18 protein-coding genes are annotated in these 25,432 nt (G+C 45.0%); 11 read left to right on the top strand and 7 right to left on the bottom strand.

From position 1 onward, the window contains the following. The 5 genes from ACJ751_RS08585 to ACJ751_RS08565 form a co-directional block, all read left to right on the top strand. The coding region (locus ACJ751_RS08585; RefSeq protein ID WP_407745081.1) for a sodium:solute symporter family transporter at positions 1-682 on the top strand (682 nt) is incomplete at its 5' end. A 505-nt stretch (positions 683-1,187) separates the two neighbouring features. Beyond that, positions 1,188-1,826, top strand: a complete 639-nt coding sequence (locus ACJ751_RS08580) for an O-methyltransferase (RefSeq protein ID WP_407745080.1) — start codon at positions 1,188-1,190, stop codon at positions 1,824-1,826. A gap of 12 nt (positions 1,827-1,838) precedes the next feature. Further along, complete coding sequence (locus ACJ751_RS08575; protein WP_407745079.1) at positions 1,839-3,074, top strand: glucosaminidase domain-containing protein; 1,236 nt, start codon at positions 1,839-1,841, stop codon at positions 3,072-3,074. A 3-nt stretch (positions 3,075-3,077) separates the two neighbouring features. Next, positions 3,078-3,614 carry a hypoxanthine phosphoribosyltransferase gene (gene hpt / locus ACJ751_RS08570; protein WP_407745078.1) on the top strand — a complete coding sequence of 179 codons (537 nt, stop codon included), beginning with the start codon at positions 3,078-3,080 and terminating at the stop codon, positions 3,612-3,614. Between the two features lie 78 nt (positions 3,615-3,692). Then, on the top strand, positions 3,693-5,450 hold the full coding sequence (locus ACJ751_RS08565) for a vWA domain-containing protein (protein WP_407745077.1): 1,758 nt from the start codon (positions 3,693-3,695) through the stop codon (positions 5,448-5,450). A gap of 105 nt (positions 5,451-5,555) precedes the next feature. Here ACJ751_RS08565 and dnaJ read toward each other — a convergent pair whose 3' ends face one another. Together dnaJ and ACJ751_RS08555 are read right to left on the bottom strand one after the other, a co-directional pair. Then, positions 5,556-6,719 carry a molecular chaperone DnaJ gene (gene dnaJ, locus ACJ751_RS08560; protein ID WP_407745076.1) on the bottom strand — a complete coding sequence of 388 codons (1,164 nt, stop codon included), beginning with the start codon at positions 6,717-6,719 and terminating at the stop codon, positions 5,556-5,558. Between the two features lie 17 nt (positions 6,720-6,736). Beyond that, positions 6,737-7,303, bottom strand: coding sequence for a nucleotide exchange factor GrpE (locus tag ACJ751_RS08555; RefSeq protein WP_407745075.1), 567 nt, complete (start codon positions 7,301-7,303; stop codon positions 6,737-6,739). A gap of 857 nt (positions 7,304-8,160) precedes the next feature. Between ACJ751_RS08555 and ACJ751_RS08550 the strand changes: the two genes are divergently transcribed. The 4 genes from ACJ751_RS08550 to ACJ751_RS08535 all read left to right on the top strand — a co-directional run bounded on the left by ACJ751_RS08550 (position 8,161) and on the right by ACJ751_RS08535 (position 18,156). Beyond that, on the top strand, positions 8,161-11,406 hold the full coding sequence (locus tag ACJ751_RS08550) for a SusC/RagA family TonB-linked outer membrane protein (protein WP_407745074.1): 3,246 nt from the start codon (positions 8,161-8,163) through the stop codon (positions 11,404-11,406). Positions 11,407-11,425: 19 nt separating this feature from the next. Beyond that, entirely contained in the window at positions 11,426-13,261 is a 1,836-nt protein-coding gene (locus ACJ751_RS08545) for a RagB/SusD family nutrient uptake outer membrane protein (RefSeq protein WP_407745073.1), read from the top strand. 105 nt (positions 13,262-13,366) lie between these two features. After that, a complete protein-coding gene (locus ACJ751_RS08540) occupies positions 13,367-16,951 on the top strand; it encodes a VCBS repeat-containing protein (RefSeq protein WP_407745072.1) in 3,585 nt (1,194 codons plus the stop codon). Positions 16,952-16,983: 32 nt separating this feature from the next. Further along, a complete protein-coding gene (locus tag ACJ751_RS08535; RefSeq protein ID WP_407745071.1) occupies positions 16,984-18,156 on the top strand; it encodes a class I SAM-dependent rRNA methyltransferase in 1,173 nt (390 codons plus the stop codon). 70 nt (positions 18,157-18,226) lie between these two features. On the opposite strand, the gene ACJ751_RS08530 is transcribed toward ACJ751_RS08535, so the two are convergent. The 3 genes from ACJ751_RS08530 to ACJ751_RS08520 form a co-directional block, all read right to left on the bottom strand. Then, positions 18,227-18,562 (bottom strand): T9SS type A sorting domain-containing protein, encoded by a 336-nt coding sequence (locus tag ACJ751_RS08530; protein WP_407745070.1) that lies wholly within the window; start codon positions 18,560-18,562, stop codon positions 18,227-18,229. 148 nt (positions 18,563-18,710) lie between these two features. Further along, positions 18,711-19,178: a redoxin domain-containing protein gene (locus ACJ751_RS08525; protein ID WP_407745069.1), complete on the bottom strand. Its 468-nt coding sequence runs from the start codon at positions 19,176-19,178 to the stop codon at positions 18,711-18,713. 91 nt (positions 19,179-19,269) lie between these two features. Continuing rightward, on the bottom strand, positions 19,270-19,842 hold the full coding sequence (locus tag ACJ751_RS08520; protein WP_407745068.1) for a hypothetical protein: 573 nt from the start codon (positions 19,840-19,842) through the stop codon (positions 19,270-19,272). A 326-nt stretch (positions 19,843-20,168) separates the two neighbouring features. Between ACJ751_RS08520 and ACJ751_RS08515 the strand changes: the two genes are divergently transcribed. Both ACJ751_RS08515 and ACJ751_RS08510 read left to right on the top strand, forming a co-directional pair. Next, positions 20,169-20,390 (top strand): hypothetical protein, encoded by a 222-nt coding sequence (locus ACJ751_RS08515; RefSeq protein ID WP_407745067.1) that lies wholly within the window; start codon positions 20,169-20,171, stop codon positions 20,388-20,390. Beyond that, a complete protein-coding gene (locus tag ACJ751_RS08510) occupies positions 20,380-20,538 on the top strand; it encodes a hypothetical protein (RefSeq protein WP_407745066.1) in 159 nt (52 codons plus the stop codon). The genes ACJ751_RS08515 and ACJ751_RS08510 overlap by 11 nt, the downstream gene beginning before the upstream one ends. A gap of 9 nt (positions 20,539-20,547) precedes the next feature. Here ACJ751_RS08510 and ACJ751_RS08505 read toward each other — a convergent pair whose 3' ends face one another. Together ACJ751_RS08505 and ACJ751_RS08500 are read right to left on the bottom strand one after the other, a co-directional pair. Further along, positions 20,548-21,591 (bottom strand): PorP/SprF family type IX secretion system membrane protein, encoded by a 1,044-nt coding sequence (locus tag ACJ751_RS08505; protein ID WP_407745065.1) that lies wholly within the window; start codon positions 21,589-21,591, stop codon positions 20,548-20,550. 231 nt (positions 21,592-21,822) lie between these two features. Further along, positions 21,823-25,432, bottom strand: a 3,610-nt coding sequence (locus tag ACJ751_RS08500; RefSeq protein ID WP_407745064.1) for a PKD domain-containing protein, incomplete at its 5' end; no start/stop codon positions are given.

Below are 25,432 nucleotides of genomic sequence, written 5' to 3'. Positions count from 1 at the left end.
TTTGTTCCTGTTGTTGGGTGGTTTGTTATACCTGTATGCGCTGGACCATGGCGCACATTATAGCCAGGCCGGCACCCAAATGCAGTTTATAGCTGAGAACAAAAATATCATAGGCGATAAACTGTTTCCTACAATGGCATTGCATATGATGCCGCAGGCGATCTCTATCATCTTTATTATTGCTTTGATCAGCGCTTTATTCCCCAGCGCCGATGGTGCGCTTACTGCACTGACCTCTTCTTTTTGTATAGATATACTGGGCCTGAAACGTCGCACCGACCTTACCGAAAAGCAACAAAAGAAATTAAGACTAACTGTACACCTTTCATTTACCGTGATATTCCTTATTTGTATTATGATCTTTTACCGGATAGGAAGCCGTAGTATCATCGATAAAATACTTGACCTGGCGGGGTATACTTACGGGCCGCTGTTGGGACTTTTCGCATTTGGTATCCTGAGTAAAAGATCATTGCCCCAGTCAACTGCTATTACCTTCATTTGTTTGGCGGCGCCCATTGTATGTTATTTAATCAAGCAGTTCTCGGTACAATTGTTCTTTGGTTACCAGGTGGGCATTGAGTTGCTTATCATAAATGGGCTCCTTACGTATCTTGGCTTGCTGAGTATTTCAAAAAAGGCCACTCCGCACACACTATTAGATGAAACGGTTCATCTGTAAGATGCATTAAAATATAGCGAATGCCACTCCTGATCGGGTGGCATTTTTGTTTATTGTTTTATATTTCATATAAATTTTAATACTATGGTTACACTTATGCATTCAAAAAAATGAACAACTTATAAACTAAAATCTAAAATACCTCGTTTTATACCTACCATTGCAATTACCGCTGTACAATAAACGAAGACAGTCACATGGTGCGATACGCAAACATCCTTGAAAAGTGTAATAAATTACCCATACAATATTTACGATAGCTGGAGTGTTTAGTCTGAGGTCGGGAGACCATTTTTTGAAGGTGAATGGATTTTTTCTCCCGACCGAGGGCTAAGCAATACCCCCAACCACCCATTTTCAACTCTATCATCACTTTCTACATCCTACTTTCTTTAACCTGATCTACTTCTACCTTGTCAACTCGTTAACTAGTTAACTTGTTAACTGGTCAACTTGTTAACTCGTTAACGTCAACTTCCCCTTACTTTTGCCCAAATTCACAGCATTGGACATAATCGATCCACTTGCAGACGCCTACGCAAGTCAATTTACCTCCCCGGATGAGGGCCTTTTGCAGGAGATAGCCGCCACTACACAGACCATGCATCCCCATGCCCATATGTTAAGTGGCCATGTGCAGGGGAAATTTCTGGAAATGATCAGCTACCTGTTGCAGCCCCGGCGCATTCTGGAAATAGGCACTTTTACCGGTTACAGCGCCCTTTGCCTTGCAAAAGGGTTGTTAAAAGATGGGAAATTACATACAATTGAGCTTCGGGATCAGGACGCTTCTGTAGCCCGGGCAAATTTCAATAGGTCAATTGACGCGGAGAAGATAATTTTGCATATTGGGAACGCGTTAACCATAATCCCGGAGTTACAGGAAACCTGGGACCTGGTTTTTATTGACGCAGATAAGGTAAGCTATACCCAATATTATCAATTGGTGTTACCATTGGTGCGGCCTGGCGGCGTTATCATTGCCGATAATGTGCTTTTTCACGGTCAGGTGCTCCAGCAACCGGTATCTGGCAAAAATGCAAAAGCCATTCAGGCATTTAATGAATATGTGCTGCAGGATGTTCGGGTTGACAAGGTGTTGCTAACCATCCGGGATGGACTATTAATGATTAGAAAAAAATAAAACAGGATACCGTTGAAACGTTTACTGGTTGTAACAGTTTTTTTTGCAGTAAAGGGCCTTCAGGTTCAGGCGCAGCGCAGCAGCGATGTGGTCGATTATGTAAATACCTATAAAGAAATTGCCATCCGCGAAGAACAACGCAGTGGCGTGCCTGCCGCCATTACCCTGGCCCAGGGCATCCATGAAAGCATGGCCGGCAAAAGCGACCTGGTGATTAAATCGAACAACCATTTTGGGATAAAATGCCAGGCCACCTGGAAAGGCGAGAAAGTATATCATGATGACGATGCCCGCGGTGAGTGCTTTAGAAGTTATGAGAAGCCGGAACAATCGTATATCGATCATTCCGATTTCTTAAAGAATGGTACCCGCTATGCCTTTTTATTTCAGTTGGACCCTGCCAACTACAGCGATTGGGCGTACGGACTGAAAAAAGCCGGGTATGCTACCAATCCCAGGTACCCGCAGATCCTTATCAAATACATAGAAGATTACAACCTGCAGCAATACACGCTCATTGCACTTGGCAAATTATCACCTAAGGATGAGGTATTGGCAGGCGGTGGCAAACCAGTGAATATTGGTACCGGAGTAGTGATACAGCAAATACCAGTGGGCCCCAAACCGGTGGTTGATTACCCCATCGGTGAATTCAAGATCAACAGAACCAAAGTGATCTTTGCCAAAGCCGGTACTTCTTTACTGGGCATTGCCAAACAATTCGACGTTTCATTAAAACATTTGCTTGATTTTAATGAATTTAGTGAAGATGAGGATGATGTGCTGGCGCAGGACCAGTTAGTGTTTGTGCAACGTAAACGCAGGGAAGGGGCTCAGGAGTTTCACACAGTTCTGCCAGGCGAAACGCTGTACGATATCAGTCAAAGTGAAGGTATTCGTCTCGAAAACCTGATTAATTACAACCGTTTGCAGGACCAGGGGGAACCGGCCGTAGGCGAGAAATTGTATTTGCAGGAAAAAGCACCGGAAATGCCTAAACTGGCAAAAGATGTAGTAGTGGTAGTGACGCCCACACCCGCACCCGCACCGCCGGTGGTTACGCCCACCCAGATCACGCCCGCCAATTCATCGGCTGTATCTGGCACGATCCACATAGTAGCGGAAAAAGAAACTTTGTTTAGTATTGCGAAAAAATATAGTATTACAGTAGAACAAATCAAAGAATGGAATAAGTTGACTGGTAATGACCTGAAGATTGGACAGGAACTGGTTATCTACAAAAACTGATTTATGGGTGATATTCGCGTACACGACAAACAATTTGAACCGTACATTAGTGCTTCAACGATTGCAGGCCGCATAAAAGAAATTGCGGGCGAACTGAATAAAGATTACAGTGACAGAAAACCACTGTTCATTGCAATATTGAATGGCTCATTTATGTTTGCGGCCGACCTGTATAAGGAGCTTCATATTGATGCAGAGGTCTGTTTCATAAAGCTGGCTTCTTATAAAGGAACAAAATCAACCGGCCATGTAATAACGGCTATTGGCCTCGATATGGACCTGTTTGGCCGGGATGTGGTTATAGTTGAAGATATTGTAGACACAGGCAAAACACTCAGCGAATTTTTACCCCAGTTACACCACCAGCAACCTGCCTCGTTAAAGATTGTAGCCCTGCTGCACAAACCCGAAGCAACGGTATTTCCCATTACCATCGATTACCTTGGTTTTTCCATCCCGAACAAGTTTGTAGTAGGGTATGGCCTTGATTATGACGGATTGGGTAGAAATATTCCGGAAATCTACAAGCTGATTGAATAGGAGTTGATATGATATTCAGTTGCATCAGTTAACGGTCAGACTTGTTAACCGGTTAGCTACGTAATCTACATCATCATATTGAAACATGCGTACGCCATATTAACCTTCTTCCTGTTTATTATTACCGCGCATGCGCAGTATTATCTACGCGGTGAAATCAGGGACGAAAAGAATAATCTTCTGTCGAATGCACGCATTTTGCTTCATTCTACCGGTTATGTGTATTCATCAGGAAGCAGCGGCTCATTCGGCATTATGACCGCCAGGCATGTTGACTCCGTTACCATTTCCCTCGATGGCTATCAGCCACTCTCTATAAAACTGGAAACCGCCAGGTTCCACTCCCTTGTTCTGAAAACATTATATACTTCGGCCAATCTGCAAAAGAACCGGCTGCTCTCCTTTACCCGCAATTTAAAACCCGGTGAACGGCGTAACTGGACGGTAGGCACAGAAACCTACAATTCGTTACTGGAAAATGATTTTGTGCTGGCTGAAAAATATCCTGAAACCGGGTTTGCCATCAATACCGATAAAGCATCGTACAGCAATGTGCGCCGCTTTTTGAATATGAATACAACCGTGCCGCCCGATGCGGTGCGTACCGAGGAACTGTTGAACTATTTTAGTTTTAAATACATGCCCCCGCCTGAGGATAGTGTATTCGGGTTTAACTCGTATGTATCTGAATGCCCCTGGAACAAAACGAACCAGTTGCTCACGCTTCAGATCTCAGCGCGTAAACTGGATCCGGAAAAAATACCCCCCAGCAATCTTGTTTTTCTCATAGACGTGTCCGGTTCCATGGATATGCCTAACCGCCTGCCCCTGTTGAAATCTGCCTTTACCTTATTGGTAAATAACCTGCGCGATAAGGATACTATTTCCATTGTAGTGTATGGCAGCACCATTGGCATATGGTTGCAACCCACCTCGGGCAAGGAGAAAGCGAAGATCCGTAAATCTATCGAGGAGTTATACCCGGGAGGAGCAACACCGGGTGAGTCGGGCATCAGAACAGCGTATAATTTGGCTAAAAGTCAGTTTATAAAGGGCGGTAATAACCGCGTTATCCTGGCTACCGATGGTGATTTTAATGTGGGCCAAACAAGCGATGATGAGCTGGAAAAATTAATCACCCTGCATCAGCAATCAGGTATTTATTTAACCTGTTTGGGCGTGGGCATGGGAAATTATAAAGATTCGAAACTGGAAGTGCTGGCGAAAAAAGGAAACGGCAATTTCGCCTACCTCGATAATGAACGCGAAGCCGAAAAAGTGCTGGTAAAGGAATTAACACAAACGCTGTACAGCGTAGCCGATAACGCCTTCCTGAATATTGATTTCAATGCCGACCTGGTTAAACAATACCGGTTAATTGGTTTTGATAACAAATGGAAAGCGCTGGTTGATTCGGTGAGTGAACTGGATGGGGGAGAAGTAGGTTCAGGTCATTCGGTGATCGCCTTGTTTGAAATAGAACCGGTTTTTGCAACGGGGCAACCTGTTACCAACATGGCCAACCTGGCTAAAATAAACGTACGCTATAAATTACCCAACGATACATTACAACGCTATACCACCTATCGCTGTCCGTATAATGTTACCTCTTTTGCGAGCCTGCCGCCAACTTACCGGTTTGCTTCTTCCGTAGCCATGTTTGCCGCCCTGCTGAAGGATTCAAAGTATGCCCAAAAGTATAGCTGGAGCGAAGTAATAAAGCTGGCTACCGAATCGGAGGATGCGCAGGATGCCGTTCAGAAAGAATTTATTGAGATTGTTGAGAAGGCGAAAAAGGTTTATGGTAGGGAAAGAAAACGGAAGAAGATCATTTAAGAATGTGAAAATGGAAAACCCTGAGCGTCGGATATTGAACGCTAAAAATAAAACGCGGAATACCGCATAGTGCAGCATTCCGCGTTGAATAGTATACGTTAAACATTACGAGAACATTTCCCGCACTTTATCAAAAAAGCTTTTATCAGATTTCTCAGGTTGTGGTTTGAAGTTAGGCGAGCTGTTCATTTGCTCCAGCTGTGCTTTTTCTTCAGCCGACAGGTTTTGCGGCGTCCATACATTCACATAGATCAGTTGATCGCCTTTTTCGTAAGAGTTCACACCGGGGAAGCCTTTGCCTTTCAGGCGGAATATTTTTCCGCTTTGGGTGCCGGCAGGAATTTTAATGCGCGCCTTACCGTCGATGGTAGGCACTTCAACAGAAGTACCAAAACAGGCATCGGGGAAAGTAATATGCAGTTCGAATGCCACATTCAATCCATCACGATGCAGGTCTTTATGTTGTTCCTCTTCAATTAAAACGATCAGGTCACCGGGAGGGCCGCCGCGTTCACCGGCATTACCTCTGCCACCCAGGCTCAGCTGCATGCCTTCGCCAACACCGGCAGGAATATCGAGGGTAACGGTTTCTTCACCATATACTCTTCCTTCGCCTTTACAGCTGCCGCATTTGGCTGTGATGGTAGTACCTTCCCCATTACATTGCGGACAGGTAGTTACCGTTTGCATTTGACCCAGGAATGTATTGGAAACCCGGCGAACCTGTCCACTGCCACCGCAGGTGCCACAGGTTTGAACGCTGCCTTTATCTTTTGCGCCACTGCCCTGACAAGTGCTGCAGGGCACGTGTTTTTTTACTTTAACCTGTTTGGTAACGCCTTTGGCTATCTCCTCATACGTCAATTTGATCTTGATACGCAGGTTGCTGCCACGAACACCCCGCATCCGCTGGCCGCCTCTTCTTCCGCCGCCACCGCCACCAAAAAAGCTACCGAATAAATCATCGCCGAAGATATCGCCAAACTGGCTGAAGATATCTTCCATATTGCCCTGACCGCCACCATAGCCGCCACGGCCGTTACCTTGTACGCCGGCATGCCCAAAACGGTCGTATTGGGCGCGTTTGTCGGCATCGCTCAGCACTTCATAGGCTTCGGCAGCCTCCTTGAATTTTTCTTCGGCTCCTTTATCACCAGGGTTACGGTCAGGGTGAAACTGCATGGCTACCTTGCGATAGGCTTTTTTCAGTTCATCTTGCGATGCGCCTTTGGAAACCCCTAATATTTCGTAATAATCTCTTTTCGACATTATATTGATTTGAAAATTTATTTCCCAACTACGACTTTGGCGAAGCGGATAATTTTATCATTCATTAAGTAACCTTTCTGAACTTCATCAACCACCTTGCCTTTCATTGCGGGTGTGGGAGCCGGAATTTCCGTAATGGCCTCATGCTGATCGGGATTGAAATCGGTGCCAATGGTTTGCATGGGTTTTACGCCCCTGTTCTGGAGTGTACTTTTTAACTTGTTAAATACCAGCTGAATACCTTCTTTCAACAGGGCATTATCACTGTTCTGTAATTGCTTTTCGGCGCGGTCGCAATCGTCCAGCACTTCCAGCAGGGAGGTAATAACCTCTTTACCAGCGGTGTTTATCATTTCAACGCGTTCCTTGGCCGTACGGCGTCTAAAGTTTTCAAACTCAGCTGCCTGGCGCAGGTATTTGTCTTTCAGTTCAGCAATTTCTGCCTGAAGCTTACTTACCTCATCTTCACTGGCAACAGGTTCGTTCAAATGCGAAGAGCCGCTGATGCTTTCGTCGGTGTTAATGTCCATTCCAGCATTGGTGCCGTTTTCCCGGTTCACTGTGTTTTTTTCATTATCTGCCATAACTAGTGCTTAGTGTTTTATTCACTTTCAAAAACTGCAATATTGACGGTCAAAACCGCTTCCGGATAGGTCCGGAACCGGTCATTTTTTGCGTTAAAAGTAACGCTGCCTTAACGGCGGCGCTAAAAATACCAATTTTCACTGGTAAAGCTATATCTGTCAATTATTTTGCCAGTAGGCCCTGGGGAGTCAAAATGTCTTAATTATAACTTTTTTAGGGTAAAAAAGACATTCACTTCTGCCTGTCGGGCGGGTGCAAAGGTAATATGGAAAAGGCAGTAGGCAATGCGCCCGGATGACCTATTCGGACGGGGGTAGAATGCAAAGGGAAATTGGCAAAAGGCAAGGGGTAAAGGGAAAAACCGGGAAGCGCTCTCAGCCTTTGGCAGATCGCAAAATATGATTTCGGCGATCCGGAACTGAGAACTTATACAAAGAACTCAATAAGAACTAACGAACTAAATAACCAGGGTATTCGAAATCCGGAACTATGAACTTCATATGTTAAGCTTTAAACTAATGAATGAATTGCAAAACATTATAGTACGATACATCTTTAACCTAAACTAACCATTTTTTTACCGTTTGCAGCAAATTCCCTTAACTACACCTCTAAATCAGATACATTTAATTGTGGTTCTTCGAATTAATTATAATACCGGTTATTGATATATGTTACGTTAGCTATTTATCCCTGAGTTAATTATCAATTAATAAAATATATAAAAAAATACAGGATAAATAGCGGATACTAACGGTGTCTCAAAAACGTGAATTTTTATTTTGGTGAACCTGATTAATCGCTAATTTTAGTTCACAGCATTTTCACAACCAAACATTTCACAAAATCATCATTTATGCCCTCAAAGCTAACTGTTAGGTTGTGGCTAGCCATACTATTGCTATTACCTGCCACAACGATCCTTGCTCAGCAAAAAACTATTACTGGTAAAGTAACGGACTCTAACAACCAGCCCATCAACGGCGCCACGGTGACCGTGAAAGGGTCGAACGTTGCTTCGCAAACCAATGGAGAAGGACATTTCTCTATCTCTGTTCCTGGTACCTCCTCCGTGTTGGTGTTCACTTCTGTTGGTTATGAACCACAGGAGATGCCGGTTGGTAGTAATATTCTGCTGAATGTTTCTTTGAAAACAGCTACTTCCAATTTGAATGAAGTAGTTATCACGGGTTATACTGCCCAACGGAAAAAAGATATTACCGGTTCCGTGGCAGTGGTGGAAGTAGATAACATGCGTCAAATCCCCACCGGCACCCCTGAGAAAGCGTTACAGGGCCAGGCCGCCGGTGTAACGGTTGTTACTTCCGGTGCTCCGGGCGGTAACAGCAACATCAGGATTCGTGGTATTACTTCCGTAGGTTCAACCGATCCGCTGGTGATCATCGATGGAACGCAGGGTAACCTGCACGACATTAACGTGAACGACATCGAGTCTATCCAGGTATTGAAAGACGCCGGCGCCGCCGCTATTTATGGGGTGCGTGGTTCAAATGGCGTAATTGTCGTTACCACCAAACGCGGCAAATCGGGCAAAGTAAGGGTAACTTACGATGCCTATGTGGGTACACAGCGCCCGCTGAAAGATGGGTTTAACATTGCCAATACCCAGGAAACGGCCAATGCCATTCAACAGGGGTACATCAACAGCGGGCTTACCCCGGGCCACAAACAATTGGGCACCGGCAATACCCCCGTTATACCCGATTACATTACGCCTACTGCCGCCAAGGAAGGCGATCCAAACACTGATCCCTCTACGTACAAACTGTACGATAACCAGATCACCAAAACCAATAAAGCTGGTACCGACTGGTTCCATGAGATCTTTAAACCAGCGCCCATCACCAGCCATAACCTGTCCGTTTCGCAGGGCACTGACAAATCGACTTTTTATTTATCAGTAAATTATTTCGATCAACAGGGTACCATGATCGAAACATACCAAAAACGATATTCTGCCCGTATCAATACAACTTTCAACCTGAACAATAAGATCCGCATTGGCGAGAATGCCTATGTATTCTATAAGCGTAACCCGGGTGTGCCCGATAACAACCAGGACGAGGATAACGCCATTTCCATGAGTTACCGCGAAAGCCCGCTTATTCCGGTGTATGATATCAAAGGCAATTTTGCCGGAACCGGATCGCAGGGATTGGGTAATGCAAAAAACCCGGTAGCTCAGCTGAAACGTACTGCCAATAATAAGGATAACGACTGGCAGGTACAGGGCAACGTATTTGCAGAAGTTGACCTGTTTAAACACTTCACTGCACGTACCAGTTTCGGCGGTTTTTTTGATAACCATTACTGGAATATGTTCTCTTATACCGCGTATGAAAATGCAGAGAACAACAAGAACCCGAATGGTTTTACAGAAAACTACATGTACAACACCAGCTGGACGTGGACCAATACCCTGACGTATAACACCCAGATCAAAAGCCATAACATAAAAGTGCTGGTGGGTACAGAAGCGATCAATAACTATCAGCGTGGTTTGTTTGGAACCCGTAATGCTTATCCGTTGACCGGCCCTGGTAACCTCACCGTTGATCCCAATTTGTGGACCTTGTTGTTCGGCCCACCCAATGGCCAGGTAACAGGTAACCTGAACATCAACGGCGGTACCAACATCGATGCTAAAAACCCGGCTACACCTGTTCAGAGTTCCCTCTATTCACAATTCGGACGTGTTGATTACAACTTCGACGACAGATACCTGTTGAGTGGTACCTTACGCCGTGATGGTTCTTCAGTGTTCGATAAAAGCCAGCGCTGGGGTGTATTTCCATCAGTTACAGCCGGCTGGCGGATCTCACGCGAGAAGTTCTTCGGAAATGTTAGCTGGTTAAACGAATTGAAGCTGCGTGGCGGTTGGGGTAAACTGGGTTCAATCAGTAATATCAGTCCTACCAACGCCTACACCCTGTTTAACCAGGCGGCAGCCAATTCTTATTACGATATCGGTGGTACCAACAATACTTCGCTATTGGGCATATACCACAGCCAGAATGGTAACAAACAAACTACCTGGGAAGAAGACATCATTACCAACATTGGGTTCGATGCGAGTTTGTTGGAAAACAAGCTGACCTTCTCATTGGAGTGGTATAAAAAAGCCATTAGTGGTTTGCTGTTTAGACCATTGCTGGCTGCAACCGCCGGCGGTCCTTCTGCGCCATTCCTGAACGCTGGTAATATTCAGAATACCGGTATTGATATTGCCGCTACTTACCATGGCAATGTAGATGATTTCCGGTTCGACATTACTGGTACATTCACTTCTTACCACAACAAAGTGAAAAGCCTGCCCGGTGGTATTAAATATTACGACCAGGAAAGTACGGGCTCAAACCGCTTTGGCGCTTTCTCCCGGCTGCAACCAGGACAGGCTTTGGGGGCTTTCTATGGCTATGAAGTAGTTGGCCTGTTCCAAAGTGATGATGATGTAAACAAATCACCCAGGCAGGAAGCAGCGGCTCCTGGCCGGTTCAAGTTCCGCGATGCAAACGGTGATGGCAAGATCAGCGATAGTGACCGGGTGTTCTTTGGTAATCCCAATCCAAAATTCACCGCCGGTTTAAACCTGGAAGCAAGTTATAAGAACTTCGATTTCTCGGCCTTCTTTTATACTTCTGTAGGAAACGACGTTATAAACTACGTACGTTACTGGACCGATTTTCCCCAGGTGTTTGACGGTGCTATGAGTAAGGATGCGGCGCTCAATTCCTGGACGCCCACCAACACCGGCGCTAAAGTGCCCCGGTTGGAACGCGGCGCCAACTTCAGCACCACCACTAATTTCAACAGCTATTATCTTGAAAATGGTTCGTTCCTTAAGTGTAAGTCAATGGTGTTAGGATATAACATTCCCTCAGCCAAAATAAAACAATTCGGTATTGACCGGTTGAGGATCTACATACAGGCCGCTAACCTGTTCACGATCACCAAGTATACCGGCCTCGATCCGGAGTTAACCAGTTCTGATTTTCGTGACAACACGAACTTCGGGATCGACTTTGGTAACTTCCCTTCAAACCAGCGGAATTACCTGTTTGGGGTAAACGTAACATTCTAACACTGAAATCAAAGCAATTATGAAATTAAGAACATTTCAATTCAGATTGACGGCAGCGGTTTCAGTAAGCACACTGGTACTGGTACTTGCCTGCGGAAAAAACTTCCTCGATAAAAAGCCATTGGGTGCATTCAGCCCTGATCAATTATACAACGCAGCGGGCGTTTCCGGATTGCTGGTAGGCGCTTACCACATGGTAAGCGGCGAAGGTGGTGTTACGTCCGGAAACAACTATGCCTCAGGCGCCTCTAACTGGGCGTTTGGCAGTGTTGCCGGCGGTGATTCCTATAAAGGTTCAACACCCAGCGACCAGGGCGATGTGGTGTTTATTGAAACCTGGGCCTATAATGCCAATAACCCGTATTTTAATTTTAAATGGCAGGCCTTGTATGATGGGGCGCAACGCGCCAATGATGTAATACGCACCATGGCAAAGGTTACTGATTTAGATGATGCGTCTAAAAAAATAATGTTGGCGGAAGCCTATTTTTTAAGGGCTCATTTTCATTTTGAAGCCAAGAAAATGTGGAACAACGTGCCCTTTGTTGATGAAACCATCACGTACGTTGCTAACAACACCAACGTACCAAACATAGATGCTTCTGGCAATTATGTTGACATTTGGCCCAAGATTGAAGCCGATTTTCAAAAGGCGGTAAATGATCTGCCTGAAAAACAACCGCAGGTGGGGCGGGCCAATAAATCAGCGGCTATTGCCTACCTGGGAAAAGTATATTTGTACGAACACAAATATGCCCTGGCAAAAGCGCAGTTCGATAAAATAATCCCTGCGCCCTACGGTTCAGGTAATGGACAAACAAATTATGGCCTGCCATACCACCTGGTGAATTTCGAGGACAACTTCAACGCGGCTACTGATAACAGTGCAGAATCGATCTTTGCTTACCAGTCGGTAGTAAATGATGGTTCGGGCACTAATGGTAACTATGGCGATGTGTTGGGCTTCCCCAACAGTGCAGGCCCCGGTGGCTGCTGCGGTTTTAATAATCCAAGTATTTCACTGGCCAATTCATACAAGACCGGTGCTGATGGGTTGCCGATGCTTGATACATATAACAGCGGTCCAACTGTAAGCGATCCTGCCACCCCTTACACCGGTACCCTGGATCCGCGCATTGATTTAACGATGGGCCGGCCTGGCATTCCTTTCTTCGACTGGGGTCCAACTCCTACCAATACGTGGGTACGCGACCCGGGATCGAATGGTTACTTCAGCCCCAAAAAGAATGTGTATGCCAAATCACAACAAGGCGTATTGTCATCAACGGAAACCAGCTTCTGGGGGCCAACGCAACTGGATGCCAACAACGTAAACCTCATTCGTTTTGCTGATGTTTTGTTATGGGCGGCAGAATGTGAAATTGAATTGAACAATTCTGACAGAGCATTGGCGTTGGTGAACTTCGTTCGCAACCGGGCAGCAGATCCAAGCGGCTGGGTATATAAAGGCAGTGATTACGATGCCGGCGCCGGTAAATATAAAGTGCAGGTTGCCCCGGCAGATAACTATTTGATAAAGCCTTATCCGGCTGGTGCATTTGCCGATAAAACATATGCATTAAAAGCTATCCGGTTCGAAAGAAAGCTGGAATTGGCCATGGAAGGCACCCGCTTCTTTGATCTGGCACGTTGGGATAATGGCACAGGAACAGTGATGGCGCCTGAGTTGAATGCTTTTGCTACTGCAGAACGGCAACGGCCTACCATCTTTGCCATTAACACATCCGCTACGTTTACCCCGAAAAAGAATGAATATTTCCCAATACCTCAACAACAAATAGATATTGAGAACGCATTCGGAACAGTTAACCTGAAACAGAATCAAGGATACTGATCCGGATTATCATAGAACGTGAAAATGCTGTACAAAAGTAGTCGTGCCACGTCCTGTAATCAGGAGCCGTGGCACGACTCTGTTTAATATAAAAGCGATTGTTTCATGAAGCACTGTTATGTATTAATACCCTTCTTTACCATCATACTTGGTTCGGCCTGTAAACAAAAAAGTACCCTGTTCCAGGCGGTGAAATCATCGCATTCAGGGATCCACTTCAACAACACCATTGTAGAGAACGATAGTATTAACCCGTTGGATATGACAAATATTTACAACGGCGGCGGTGTAGGTATTGGTGATTTCAACAACGATGGGTTGCAGGATGTGTATTTCACCGGCAGCCTGGTGCCCAATAAACTGTATCTGAACAAAGGCGATCTTACTTTTCAGGATGTAACCCAGCAGGCGGGTGTAGCTGGCGAAGGACGCTGGTGCCGCGGCGTTAGTGTGGTAGATATTAACAATGATGGTCTTACCGACCTGTATGTATGCGCCTCCATGTTAAAGACGGGTGCACAGCGGCAAAATCTCTTATACGTTAACCAGGGTGTTGATAAGAACGGCATTCCGAAATTCAGAGAGCTGGCGGCCGATTATGGATTGAACGATACCACGTTTAGTACGCAGGCCGCTTTTTTTGATTATGACAACGATGGCGATCTGGACATGTACCTCGCGGTAAATGAGATCAGGGAAAAGGACAACCCCTCGGTGTTCAGACCAAAAATTACCGATGGCTCGCATTTCAGTACCGGGCGTTTGTATCGCAACGATTATAATGAACAGCTGAAACATCCGGTGTTTACCAATGTATCGAAAGAAGCTGGCGTAACCATAGAAGGGTACGGGCACGCCGTATCCATTGCCGATTTTAATAAAGACGGCTGGAAAGATATTTTTGTGACCAATGATTTTCTCCCCAATGATCTGTTGTACATCAACAACCACAATGGCACGTTTACCGATAAAGCAACCTCCTATTTCAAGCATACTTCTTTTTATGGCATGGGCCAGGATGTAGTAGATATCAACAACGACGGGCTGGCCGATGTAGTGGAACTGGATATGAATCCTGAAGACAATTTTCGCAAAAAAATGATGCTGCCAGCCAACAGTTATTCATTATACCAGAACTCAGATTATTACCACTATCAATACCAGTATATCCGCAATACCCTGCAATTAAATATGGGACCCCGGGTATTGCAAAAAGACTCAGTTGGCGGACCCGTGTTTGCCGAGATCGGATTTTTGGCAGGCATTGCCGAAACGGATTGGAGTTGGGCGCCACTGGTGCAGGATTTTGATAACGATGGCTGGCGCGATATTGTGGTTACTAATGGCTATCCAAAAGATGTAACCGATCATGACTTTACCGCCTTTCGCAGCCAGTCGATCAGGCTGGCCAGTAAAAAATTTATACTCGATCAGATACCACAGGTAAAAATTCATAACTACGCCTTTCACAATAATGGTAACCTTACTTTCACCAACGCCACTGACGACTGGGGATTAACCACGCCTTCTTTTTCGAACGGCGCTGCCTGGGCCGATCTGGATAATGATGGTGATCTTGATTTTGTAGTGAACAATATCAATGATGAGGCTATGGTGTATAAAAATACCCTGCGCGATAACAAATCCGATAGCGCCCATTATTTGCGCATTCATTTACAGGGTGCCGCCAATAACAAAAACGGACTGGGAACTTTTGTAGAGCTCTATTACAAAGGTCATCGACAGGTGTATGAGCAATCGCCGGTGCGTGGTTATTTATCATCCGTACAAAGCGATGCGCACTTTGGGTTGGGCACATTTACCCAGGTTGATTCTCTTTGCATTAAATGGCCCAATGGCCACATGCAGGTGTTACAAAATGTAAAGGCCGACCAATTGATAACCGTAGAACAGGCCAAAGCAACAACGCCCTATACCTGGCAACAACCGGTGTTGGCCAATAATGCCTTGTTTACTGATATTACAGCCACCACTGGTATACAGTATACTCAAACTGAAAATGATTTTATTGATTTTTATATTCAGAAGCTATTGCCTCATAAGTTGTCGGAGTATGGCCCGGCTATGGCCGTAGGAGACCTGGATGGCAATGGGCTCGATGACTTGGTATGTGGCGGCTCCTCCGGTTACAGCGCTACCATGTTATTGCAAACCCCGGGCGGACAATTCACTTCAAAACTATTGCAACCTAATGCGAGTGAACAAACCAAACGGGGTGAAGACATGGGCATTGCCCTGTTTGATGCGGATGGTGATAATGACCTTGACCTGTTTATCGCCGGTGGCGGGTACGAACATGCGGCTAATGATACTGCGTATGGAGATAAATTATTCATCAACGATGGCAAAGGCCGGTTTGTGTTAAGCACAACCGCTATCCCAAAAAACTATACCAGCAAATCGTGTGTGCGTGCAGCTGATTTTGATAAAGATGGAGATCTGGACCTGTTTATCGCGGGCAGGGTAGAACCGGGCAGTTACCCCAAACCGGTGTCCAGCTTTATATATCGCAATGATTCAAAACCAGGCGCCCCCAGCTTTGTTGACGTCACTCACTCCGTTGCTTCCTGTTTGACTAACATAGGACTGGTGTGCGACGCCGTATGGACAGATTTTGACAACGATGGCTGGCCCGACCTGGCATTGGCAGGGGAGTGGATGCCGCTTACATTTATAAAGAATACCCAGGGGGTATTTAATAATATCACACCTCAAACCGGCATTCAGGATAAAACCGGTTGGTGGACGAGCCTGGTGCCTGGGGATTTTGATAATGATGGCGACATAGATTATATAGCCGGTAACCTGGGGTTGAATTCATTTTACCGGGGCAATGCCAACTATCCCGTTCACATGTATGCCAAAGATTTTGATAACAATGGGGTGTATGATGCCATCCCCTCTTTATATCTGCCGGCCAGTGCCGGAAACCCGCAACGGCAGGAGTTCATTGCCGAAATGCGCGACGATGTGGTGAAACAGGTGGTTGGGTTCAAAGCAAAATACCCGAACTACAAAAATTATGCGGCCGCTCCGTTTAGCCAGATGTTCACTCCCGAAGAAATGAAAAACACCCTGGTGGTGAAGGCTGATCTCTTTGCGCATTGTTTGGTAAAGAACGAGGGCAATGGCAGGTTTGAATTACAACCCCTTCCGGTAGCAGCACAGTTCTCCTGTTTGAATGGCATGCTGGCGCAGGATTTCAATGGCGATGGCAATCTGGATGTGCTTATTAACGGCAATGATTATGGCACAGAGGTATCAGTTGGCCGCTACGACGGTTGTGATGGGTTGTTGTTGCAGGGCGATGGCAAGGGTGGATTTACCCCGCTTAGTTTGTTGCAGAGCGGCATTTTTGTTCCAGGTAATGGCAAGTCGCTGGTACAATTAAAAAATGCAGCCGGAAATTATATGCTGGCGGCAGCACAGAACCGGGGCCCGTTAAAAATATATGCATTGAAAAAGCCTGTGCGTTGTGAACCGGTTGGTCCATTGGAGGTGAAGGCTTTAGTAAAATACCAGAACGGTAAAACGCAGGCGCGGGAATTGAATTACGGCGCTTCGTTCCTGTCACAATCCGGCCGGTTTATTATGCTGGATAGTACCATAATTAGCGCGGAGATTATTGACAATAAAGGGAATAAGCGGGTTATAACCCTCAGACAATAGGGGGCGGGGCAAAAAGTCTTACTTTTGCGCCGATGAATCAGGTAATATTAAAAAAGAAGATCAGTATGCGGGTGGCAAACGGGCATCCCTGGATCTTTGCCAATGAAGTAAATGAGGCTCCTGAAGGGGTAAATCCCGGCGATATTGTTGATGTATACACCCACGATAAAAAATTTATCGGAAAAGGGTACATCAACCCCCGCTCGCAGATACTGGTGCGCCTGCTTACCCGTAAAAAAGAAGATGTAATAAATGAGGAGTTTTTCTACAACCGCCTGTTGGAGGCCTGGCAATACCGCCAGCAATTAGGGTATGTAGAAAATTGCCGGCTTATTTTCGGAGAGGCCGATTACCTGCCCCAATTAATCATCGACAAGTTCAATGATTACTTTGTCATTCAAACCCTGGCGCTGGGCATCGATGTTTGGAAACCCGCCATTGTAGCCGCGCTGGAAAAGATCTTCAAGCCAAAGGGCATCTATGAACGCAATGATGTGCCGGTACGGGAACTGGAAGGGTTACCGCAACATAAGGGATTTTTATCGGCGCCTTTTGATACTAAGATCACCATTCAGGAGAACGGACTGAAGTTCTTTGTGGATATTGAGAATGGTCAAAAAACAGGTTATTTCCTCGATCAGCAGGATAACCGCCGCGCCATTCAGCATATTGTAAAAGGAGCCGATGTATTAGGCGCCTTTACTTATACCGGTACTTTTGAAATTCATGCCGCTCATTACGGGGCAAAGTCGGTGCTGGGGCTTGATATATCTCAAAACGCAGTAGACCAGGCTAACCGCAATGCCGCGCTGAACGGCGTTGACAAGATCTGCCGGTTCGAATGCATGAATGCGTTTGATGTACTGAAAGCCTGGGGTAAAGAAGGAAAGCAGTATGATGTGGTGATGCTCGATCCGCCTTCGTTTACCAAAACAAGGGAGAATATTCAAAAAGCCATTACCGGTTATAAAGAGATCAACCTGCGGGGGATGAAGCTGGTAAAACCCGGTGGTTTCCTGGTCACTTCCAGTTGCACCAACCTGATACAACCCGATCTGTTCCTCGAGATCATTCAGTTGGCGGCCAAGGACGCCCGAAGAAAGATCAGACAGGTAAGCTTTCTAACCCAATCGGCCGATCACCCCATTGTATGGGGATGGGAGAACACCCATTATTTGAAATTCCTGATTGTTCAGGTTTTATAAAAGCACGAAATAAACAAAGCCCCTGATAAAATATCGGGGGCTTTGCCTTTATAATAAACTGAATGAGACCTTATTTAGAAACCTGGAATTTACCTGAATCTATTACTTTACCGTTCTTGTCTTTTAACTGGAAGATGTAAATACCACGGTAAAAATCGTTCAGGTTAACAGTGGTTTTGGGTGTAATGTTATTTATTTCCTGTACTTTCTTTCCAATGAAGTTATAGATCTGAAGGTTGTAATTTTTATCGTAACCGCTTTGAAAATCAAAGGTGATAATGGAAGTAGCCGGGTTAGGATAGAACTTTACAACAGCGGGTGCAGGGATTCCTCCGGGAGTTCGGTCCTGGCTTTTGGCTTGTAAAGTCAATAAAAGGATAGTGGACAATGCGTAAAAAATCTTCATGCACGATGATATTTTACAATTATTGTTCAAGATACTTCCGTTTGTTCAAAATTACAAATCCTTTAGGAATAAACAGGGCTTTGATAAGGGAATCTGCTTACAATTTTGTACACAGTTGGATTTTTAACCTTATTTTAATTGATATTAATCAACTAATTAAACCCAGGCTGGCCTGAATTGCTTCGAAATCAGGAAGGTCACCGGCGTTTGCTAACACCTGGGTATACTGTACAATACCTTTCTGGTCAATCACAAAAGAAGCTCTTTTTGAAACGCCTTTCATATTATAATTCCAGTCTTCATATATCGCGTTGTAAAGCCTGGATACTTCTTTATTAAAATCGCTCAGCAAAGTGAATTGAAAACCCTGATCTTCCTTAAACTTTGCCAGCGTGTATAAAGAGTCTACACTAATACCCAATACCTCGGCATCGATATTATTAAACAGGCTCAGGTTATCGCGTACATAACAAAGCTCTTTGGTGCAGGTACTGGAAAAAGCGAACGGGAAAAAAAGCAGTATTACTTTTTTGCCTTTTAAACTATGTAGACTTACCTGGTTCTTGGCGGAATCGAACAAAGTAAAATCGGGTGCGGGTTGACCGTTAGCAATCATAATGTGAAAATTTGAAAATGAAGAACAGGAGGCAAGTTAATTAAAATCACCTTACTGTATTATTGTACTATCATTTTCACATTTGCTGATCCTAGTTCGTCGCCAGCGCCAGGATGTTCTTTTGCAATTCTATATATCGTTTATAAAATCTTCGCAGTGGTTCATATTGCGGATCGCGAAATGACAGATCCGTTAGTCCGTTACCCACGGTAACATATTGTATCAGCATATCGTGGTCGAAGAAGAACACTTCCCCATGCTTTATTTCATCTTCATAATAGGAGAGAAAATCCGTTTCATACAACTCCATACAGATCAACCGGTTCCTGCTCATGTAGTAAGTTTCAGTATACTCCAGTGAATCAACCCGGTAGCGAACTTCAAATACAATGATATTATTATTGTGAACGGTGTAATACCAGGTCTCTTTCAGCGGGTCATCTTTCCCTTTTATTTTATTCAGGTAAAAGGTGCGTTGCGATTTAAGTGAGAGGCTGTCTGTTTCATGGATCACCTGGTCGATATTCGTTCGCCAGTCGTACCTGCTTTGTGTAAACGCAGTTGAAGAAAGAGCCAGGGCAACAATGGTCATAAGCATTGTTATTGGCAGTCCGGTTGGTTGGTGCGGACGGCGGGAGGTTGCTATCGCTGCCGGAATTCTCATGTTTATTAAATTTAAGATTTTATCAGCGAATTAAAAATACCAAACACTAAAAAAAATGACATGTGGATTAGTTTTCCAGGGGAGGGAAGTAATGGTGGTTGGGGGTTTGGCACAAATAGGAAAAAGGCAGTCAGTCAGATACTCAGCAGCGATATTTACTTATTACAATAAGTGTACCCGACTCATGGGTTTGTAACTTTTTACGGCTGCACTTATTTATAAATTTCAACAAACGTTTCCGTGTTTGTTTTGTTCGGCAGTGAGTTACTTTTAACGAAATGGTTCTAATTCATTGTTGTTTAATTCGTATTCTAAAACGCGTCGTTATGGTCCTGAAAAAGCTTGCTATTACAACCTGCGTTCTCCTCTTCACCTTATTCGTAAAATCTCAACCCAACGTTGCTTTAACGCCTCCTATGGGATGGAATAGCTGGAATTTATTTGAAGAAGAAGTATCTGATAAATTAATCAGGGGAATAGCCGATGCAATGGTGGCTTCGGGCATGGCCCGGGCTGGTTATCAATATATAGTGCTGGATGATTATTGAGTGGATGGCCGTAAATAATGAATTGTTTCCCGGTCCGGTGCGGTTCCCCCAGGGAATAAATTTTGAGGAACAGGATGCCAACACTTTTGCGAAGTGGGGAATCGATTACCTCAAATACGATTATTGTAACGTAAGGCCTTCTTTTTAATCCATAGCCTTAAAATTTCGGACATAACATTTTGTATTGGGCGCTGTTGTCGTGGTGCAAAAAGCCGATGTAACAGAGTGATAATTCAAATCCGCCCCGCCCCATGCTGGCAGTTTTTAGCTGTGATACGTTTACATCGTAACTCAGGGCGGTTGACAGGTGGCCCCATTCAATTTTCACCACCGGCACCAGTGCATCCTTCCAGCGAAGTAATAAACCACCGCTCAATATATAGGTGGGGTTGTTGTCCAGGTCGTATGCCAATTTATAAGAGTATAAAAAGCCCCCAATGGTTTCTGTATAGTTGCCCTGTATGCTATGGTCTGCTTGCAGGGTAAGAGAGGAAACTTCGTCCAGGCTCCATTTTACGCCAATAGATCCAACGTACTTGGGGTTCAACTCAATGCTGCGATTATGGTAGAAGGAGTTTTTGGGCCGGTTCAGATGATGGTAGGCAGCCCCGATGAACATACTGTTTTGCTGATCGGCGCCAAAGGTGGTATTGAAGCTCATGCCCACACTGGCATCCCAGGTACTGTAATTGGGCGATAACATAGTTTCGCCTGTAGGTAAAGTAGGATCGTACCCTCCACCGCTGTACTGGTTATCGGTAGTGACCTTGGTAAGGTCAATGCTTTTGCGGATCAGTCCGCCCATAAACCCCAACGACAGGTACATGGTTTTTTCATTGCTCAGCGATTTATGGTAATTGAAAGCGGGCAGAATATGCGTGGTGGTTAACCCAACGGTGCCAGCTTTATCAAAAAGGGCCTGCAGGCCGGTTGTAATAAAATCATTGCCGGTACCAAGAGGCATTTTTATTTCCGCGTTCAGCGAACCGGTTTTATAAGCATTGGTGACGCTGTTCCATTGATCGCGGTATACGCCCTGAATACGGTAGTCCCCTGTGTAAATGCCGGCCAGCGAAGGGTTGCGTAGCAGTGGCGCTTCAAAAAATTGCGAAAAATGCAGATCCTGCCCTTTTGCGGTCAGCAGGGAAAGCATCAATATAAAGCCGGCTATAGATCGTTTAAAGCAGCTGCCGGTGATCATAAGTTTTATTTTAGTTTTAATATCTTTTATAAAAAGCACTTGAATTGGCAATGCTGAGCCGTGAAACGTCAAACGTGAAGGGGTTTCCATAATGCAAGATTCACATCTGTATTCAACTTGTTAACTCATCAACCTTTATCAACCCTATCAACTTCCTACTTTATACCTCCAACCCTTCTTCCTAATCGTTAGCTCATCAACTTGTTAACTGATCAACTTGTCAACTTACCCCTACCTCACCAATGCCACATTGCCTTTTACCGGAACGATGGCATTGTTTTCACACACAAATTCTATGATATAAACATATACATCGGGGCTGGCAGGTTTTCCTTTATAGGTGCCATCCCAGCCGCCGGTGGGGGTACGGTCGTTAGCCATAAAATTCATTCTTTCAAACACCATCTCGCCCCAGCGGTTGAAGATGCGCATGCTGTTCACGCGCGCCAAACCAACGCCACGGGGCGCAAAAACATCGTTCACACCATCGCCATTGGGTGAGAAGGTATTGGGGATAAAATAGTTCAACCCATTACACACAACGGTTACCGTAACATCGCTTTGGTTGGTACAGCCATATTCGTCTGTAACCCTCACGGTATACGTGGTAGTTTTTTTGGGATTGGCGTAAGGCGCCGGGCAATCGATACAGCTCAGGTTTTTGTCTGGTGTCCAGTTATAGCTCACTACCTCAGGTCCGTAGGTTACCGGTAAATTAATGCCGGTTCCAACCGGTATTACCAGGCCATCGCCAACGGTAATTGAAGGTGTTGGCGGAACAAATAACATTTTACTGGTAGTATCGGAACAGCCAAGCGCATTGGACGCCTGTAGTTTTGCGACAAAGTTGCCACTGTTTTTAAAGGTTAATGATACGTTTTGTGTAGTGAGCGAGTTGTTATTGCCCAGGTCCCACTTCCAGGTAATGGCCGTATCGGGCACCATTAAATTGCCCTGCAGGTTCAAGGTTGTGTTCAAACAGCCGATGCTGTCACCGGTAATATATGGATCGGGGGTTCGATAAACCCGTATGGTGTCGTTGATTGTTTTACTGCAACCTTGCTGGGTGGTTACGCTTTGTGAAACGGTGTATAAGCCAGGCTGCTGGTAAGAGTGAGCCGGATCCGTAACCGAAGAGGTGGCAGAGCCATCGCCAAAATCCCACGTTCTGGTCACAACAGGGTCGTTACCAATAGTGTAATTAGTAAAATAAACAATGCCTGAATCACAGAACTTTTTTCTATCAACCCCAAAGAAGGGGTCGGCGCCTATTACTTTAATGGGAGGGCCGCCAACGCCAGCAATGCAACCTTGCTTATCAACATATTGAACAGCGGGAGAATAGAAAGCCGGAGATTGGTAAAAGTGCTGATAGGTGGTAGCCATAGAAGTATCAAGGGAGCCATCGCCAAAGTAAAGCGCAAATTTCAGGTTGGGTATAGCAACCAGTGAAAAATCAACCAGTAATTCATTACAGGCATCAAGCGGGCTGTATGTAAGGGTTGTATTGGTTCCGGGATTTAATACATGCACATTTTTACTGGTTGAGTCTTTACAACCTCCATAGCCATACAGGTACAGCTTCGCCGTAAAATCACCATAAGTATTATAGAAATGGGTTGGGTTCAATAATGTGGAGGTGGCGCCATCCCCGAAATCCCATTCCAGGGAATCATAATTTTGTCCCTGGAAGGTAAATTTGGTTTCAATGGGTGGACAAATAGTTAACGTGTCTTCGATGTCAAATGCAGTGACTGGCTTTATAGTAGTAATATAATTTGTGCGCGTTACAGAGTCTTTACAACCCACACGGTCGGTTATCACCAGCTTAACATTGTAAGTAGCATTATTGCCACCATAACTGAATACAGGATCTTTATCAACAGAACTACCACCATTGCCAAAATCCCAAAGATAGGTGAGGACTTTCCCAAAAGAAGAATCGGCAAAATGAATGGCTGACTTGGGACAAACCCTGGTAATGTCAGAAGTAAACCAGGGTTCTGGTGATGTAATGAAAATAGTGTCTGGTAATTTAAAGGTATCAGTGCAACCCATAGCGTCTTGCACAGTTAACTGCGGTACAAATTCTCCGGTATCGGTATAGGTATGTGAATAAGGTGTAGTAGTAAACGATTGTGTTTTGCCATCGCCAAAATTGAATGTCCAGTTGGTTAATGGGCTGCCGGCGCTATTCAGGGTAGAATGATCATTAAATGTAACAATAGCATTCTTGCAACCGCCGGGCGATGCAGCAGTAAAATTGGCGGTGGGGCTTACAACGGTTACTACATTGGCTTTGACTATTGTATCTGTACAGTTGTTAATATCTGTTATGGCAAGACTGATGCTGTGAGCACCGTTCGTAGCAATATTGGCAACATAGGTTGCACCGCCAACCGTGTAAGGGCCGCCATCGATCGACCATTCGTATTTGCTAATGTTTTTTGGGTCGTTGGTGGAGGTAATATTAAAATTGGCATTCTTACAAACGCTTACATTTACCGAGAAATTAGCTATCTCTTTAACCAATTTAACCGTTTCGGCATACGTGCTGCTACACCCGTTCTGAGTTACTGTAAGTGTAACCGGATAATCCTGGTTAAAGCCTGGGAACGTAACCGTTGGGTTTTGTAAGGTAGAACTGCCAGGCGAGCCAGTACCAAATGTCCACGAATAGCTGGCGGGTTTTAATGGATCAGGGTCAACACTTGATGAATCTTTAAACAACACGGTCAGGCTGCCGCAGCTAAATATAGGTCTAAATCTGGCAATTGGAGGTTTTATATGAACGGTCTCGCTAAATATGGGGGACGCACAACGATTGTTGAAAGCAATTAATTTAACGATGAATGTTCCTGAATCTATAAAGATATGGCCAGGGTTCTGTACATCCGAATTAGTGCCATCGCCAAAATCCCATGACCAGCCGTTTACATCGAGGGGCGGAGCAGACTGATCTGTAAATTTGATCATTTCTGAAGCGCAGGCATTTAAATTCGACGCGGTGAAGCTGGCAGTCGGCGGCGTGCCTACCTGCACTCCATCTGCTGCAATGTCTGTTACCGAACATCCACCTTTGGTAGTGATAGTAAGTTTTACTGCATATTTACCCGTAGTGGTATAAATATGAGTGGGGCTCGGATTTGTACTGGTGATCACGGTGCCGTCGCCAAAATCCCATGAATAAGTATCTATGCCATCTACAGAAGTAACATTAGCAGTGGGCGTGTAGGTAAAAGGCACACAACCTCCCGCTTTTCCACTGGTGATCGTTACTGTAGGAGGCACGATTTGAATGATCGCCGGTTTGCTGATCTTTCCTTCACAACCCTGATTATCGGTGAAAATAACAGCCACATTAAAGTTGCCTGCCGAATTATATTGATGGGTAGTGGATTGTCCTGTCCCCGTTCCGCCATCACCAAAATTCCATAACCATTTTACGATGGTGACAGGCGGAGGCGTGGCGTCCTGAAAGTTTACAATCAATGGTGGTTTACAGGCTGCCGCATTGGTAACAGTAAAGTCAATATTAGGACTGGGTTTTATAAATAGCACCTTAACTGCCGAGTCTTTGCACCCTGAGTAATTATTGTACAACTTTATAGTATAACTTCCTGGCGTGGGGTAAATGGTGCTGTCGTTGACATTGCTTGACTGTATGCCGTTGCCAAAATCCCACAGGGTCTTTTGCGGCTTAACTGAGGAATTATTGACGAACCATACCTTTGCGTTTTGACAAGGGGAGTCCAGTACCTTAATGTCGGTTATAGGGCCATTCAGTACCACCGGTTTGGTAATGGTGCCCGAACAACCAAATTCACTGGTGGCAGTAAGG

Origin of the sequence: Niastella sp., from assembly GCF_045805085.1 — a bacterium.
Lineage (GTDB): Bacteria > Bacteroidota > Bacteroidia > Chitinophagales > Chitinophagaceae > Niastella.
The sequence above is the reverse complement of the archived record's forward strand: the minus strand, read 5'-3'. Positions and strand labels throughout refer to the sequence as shown.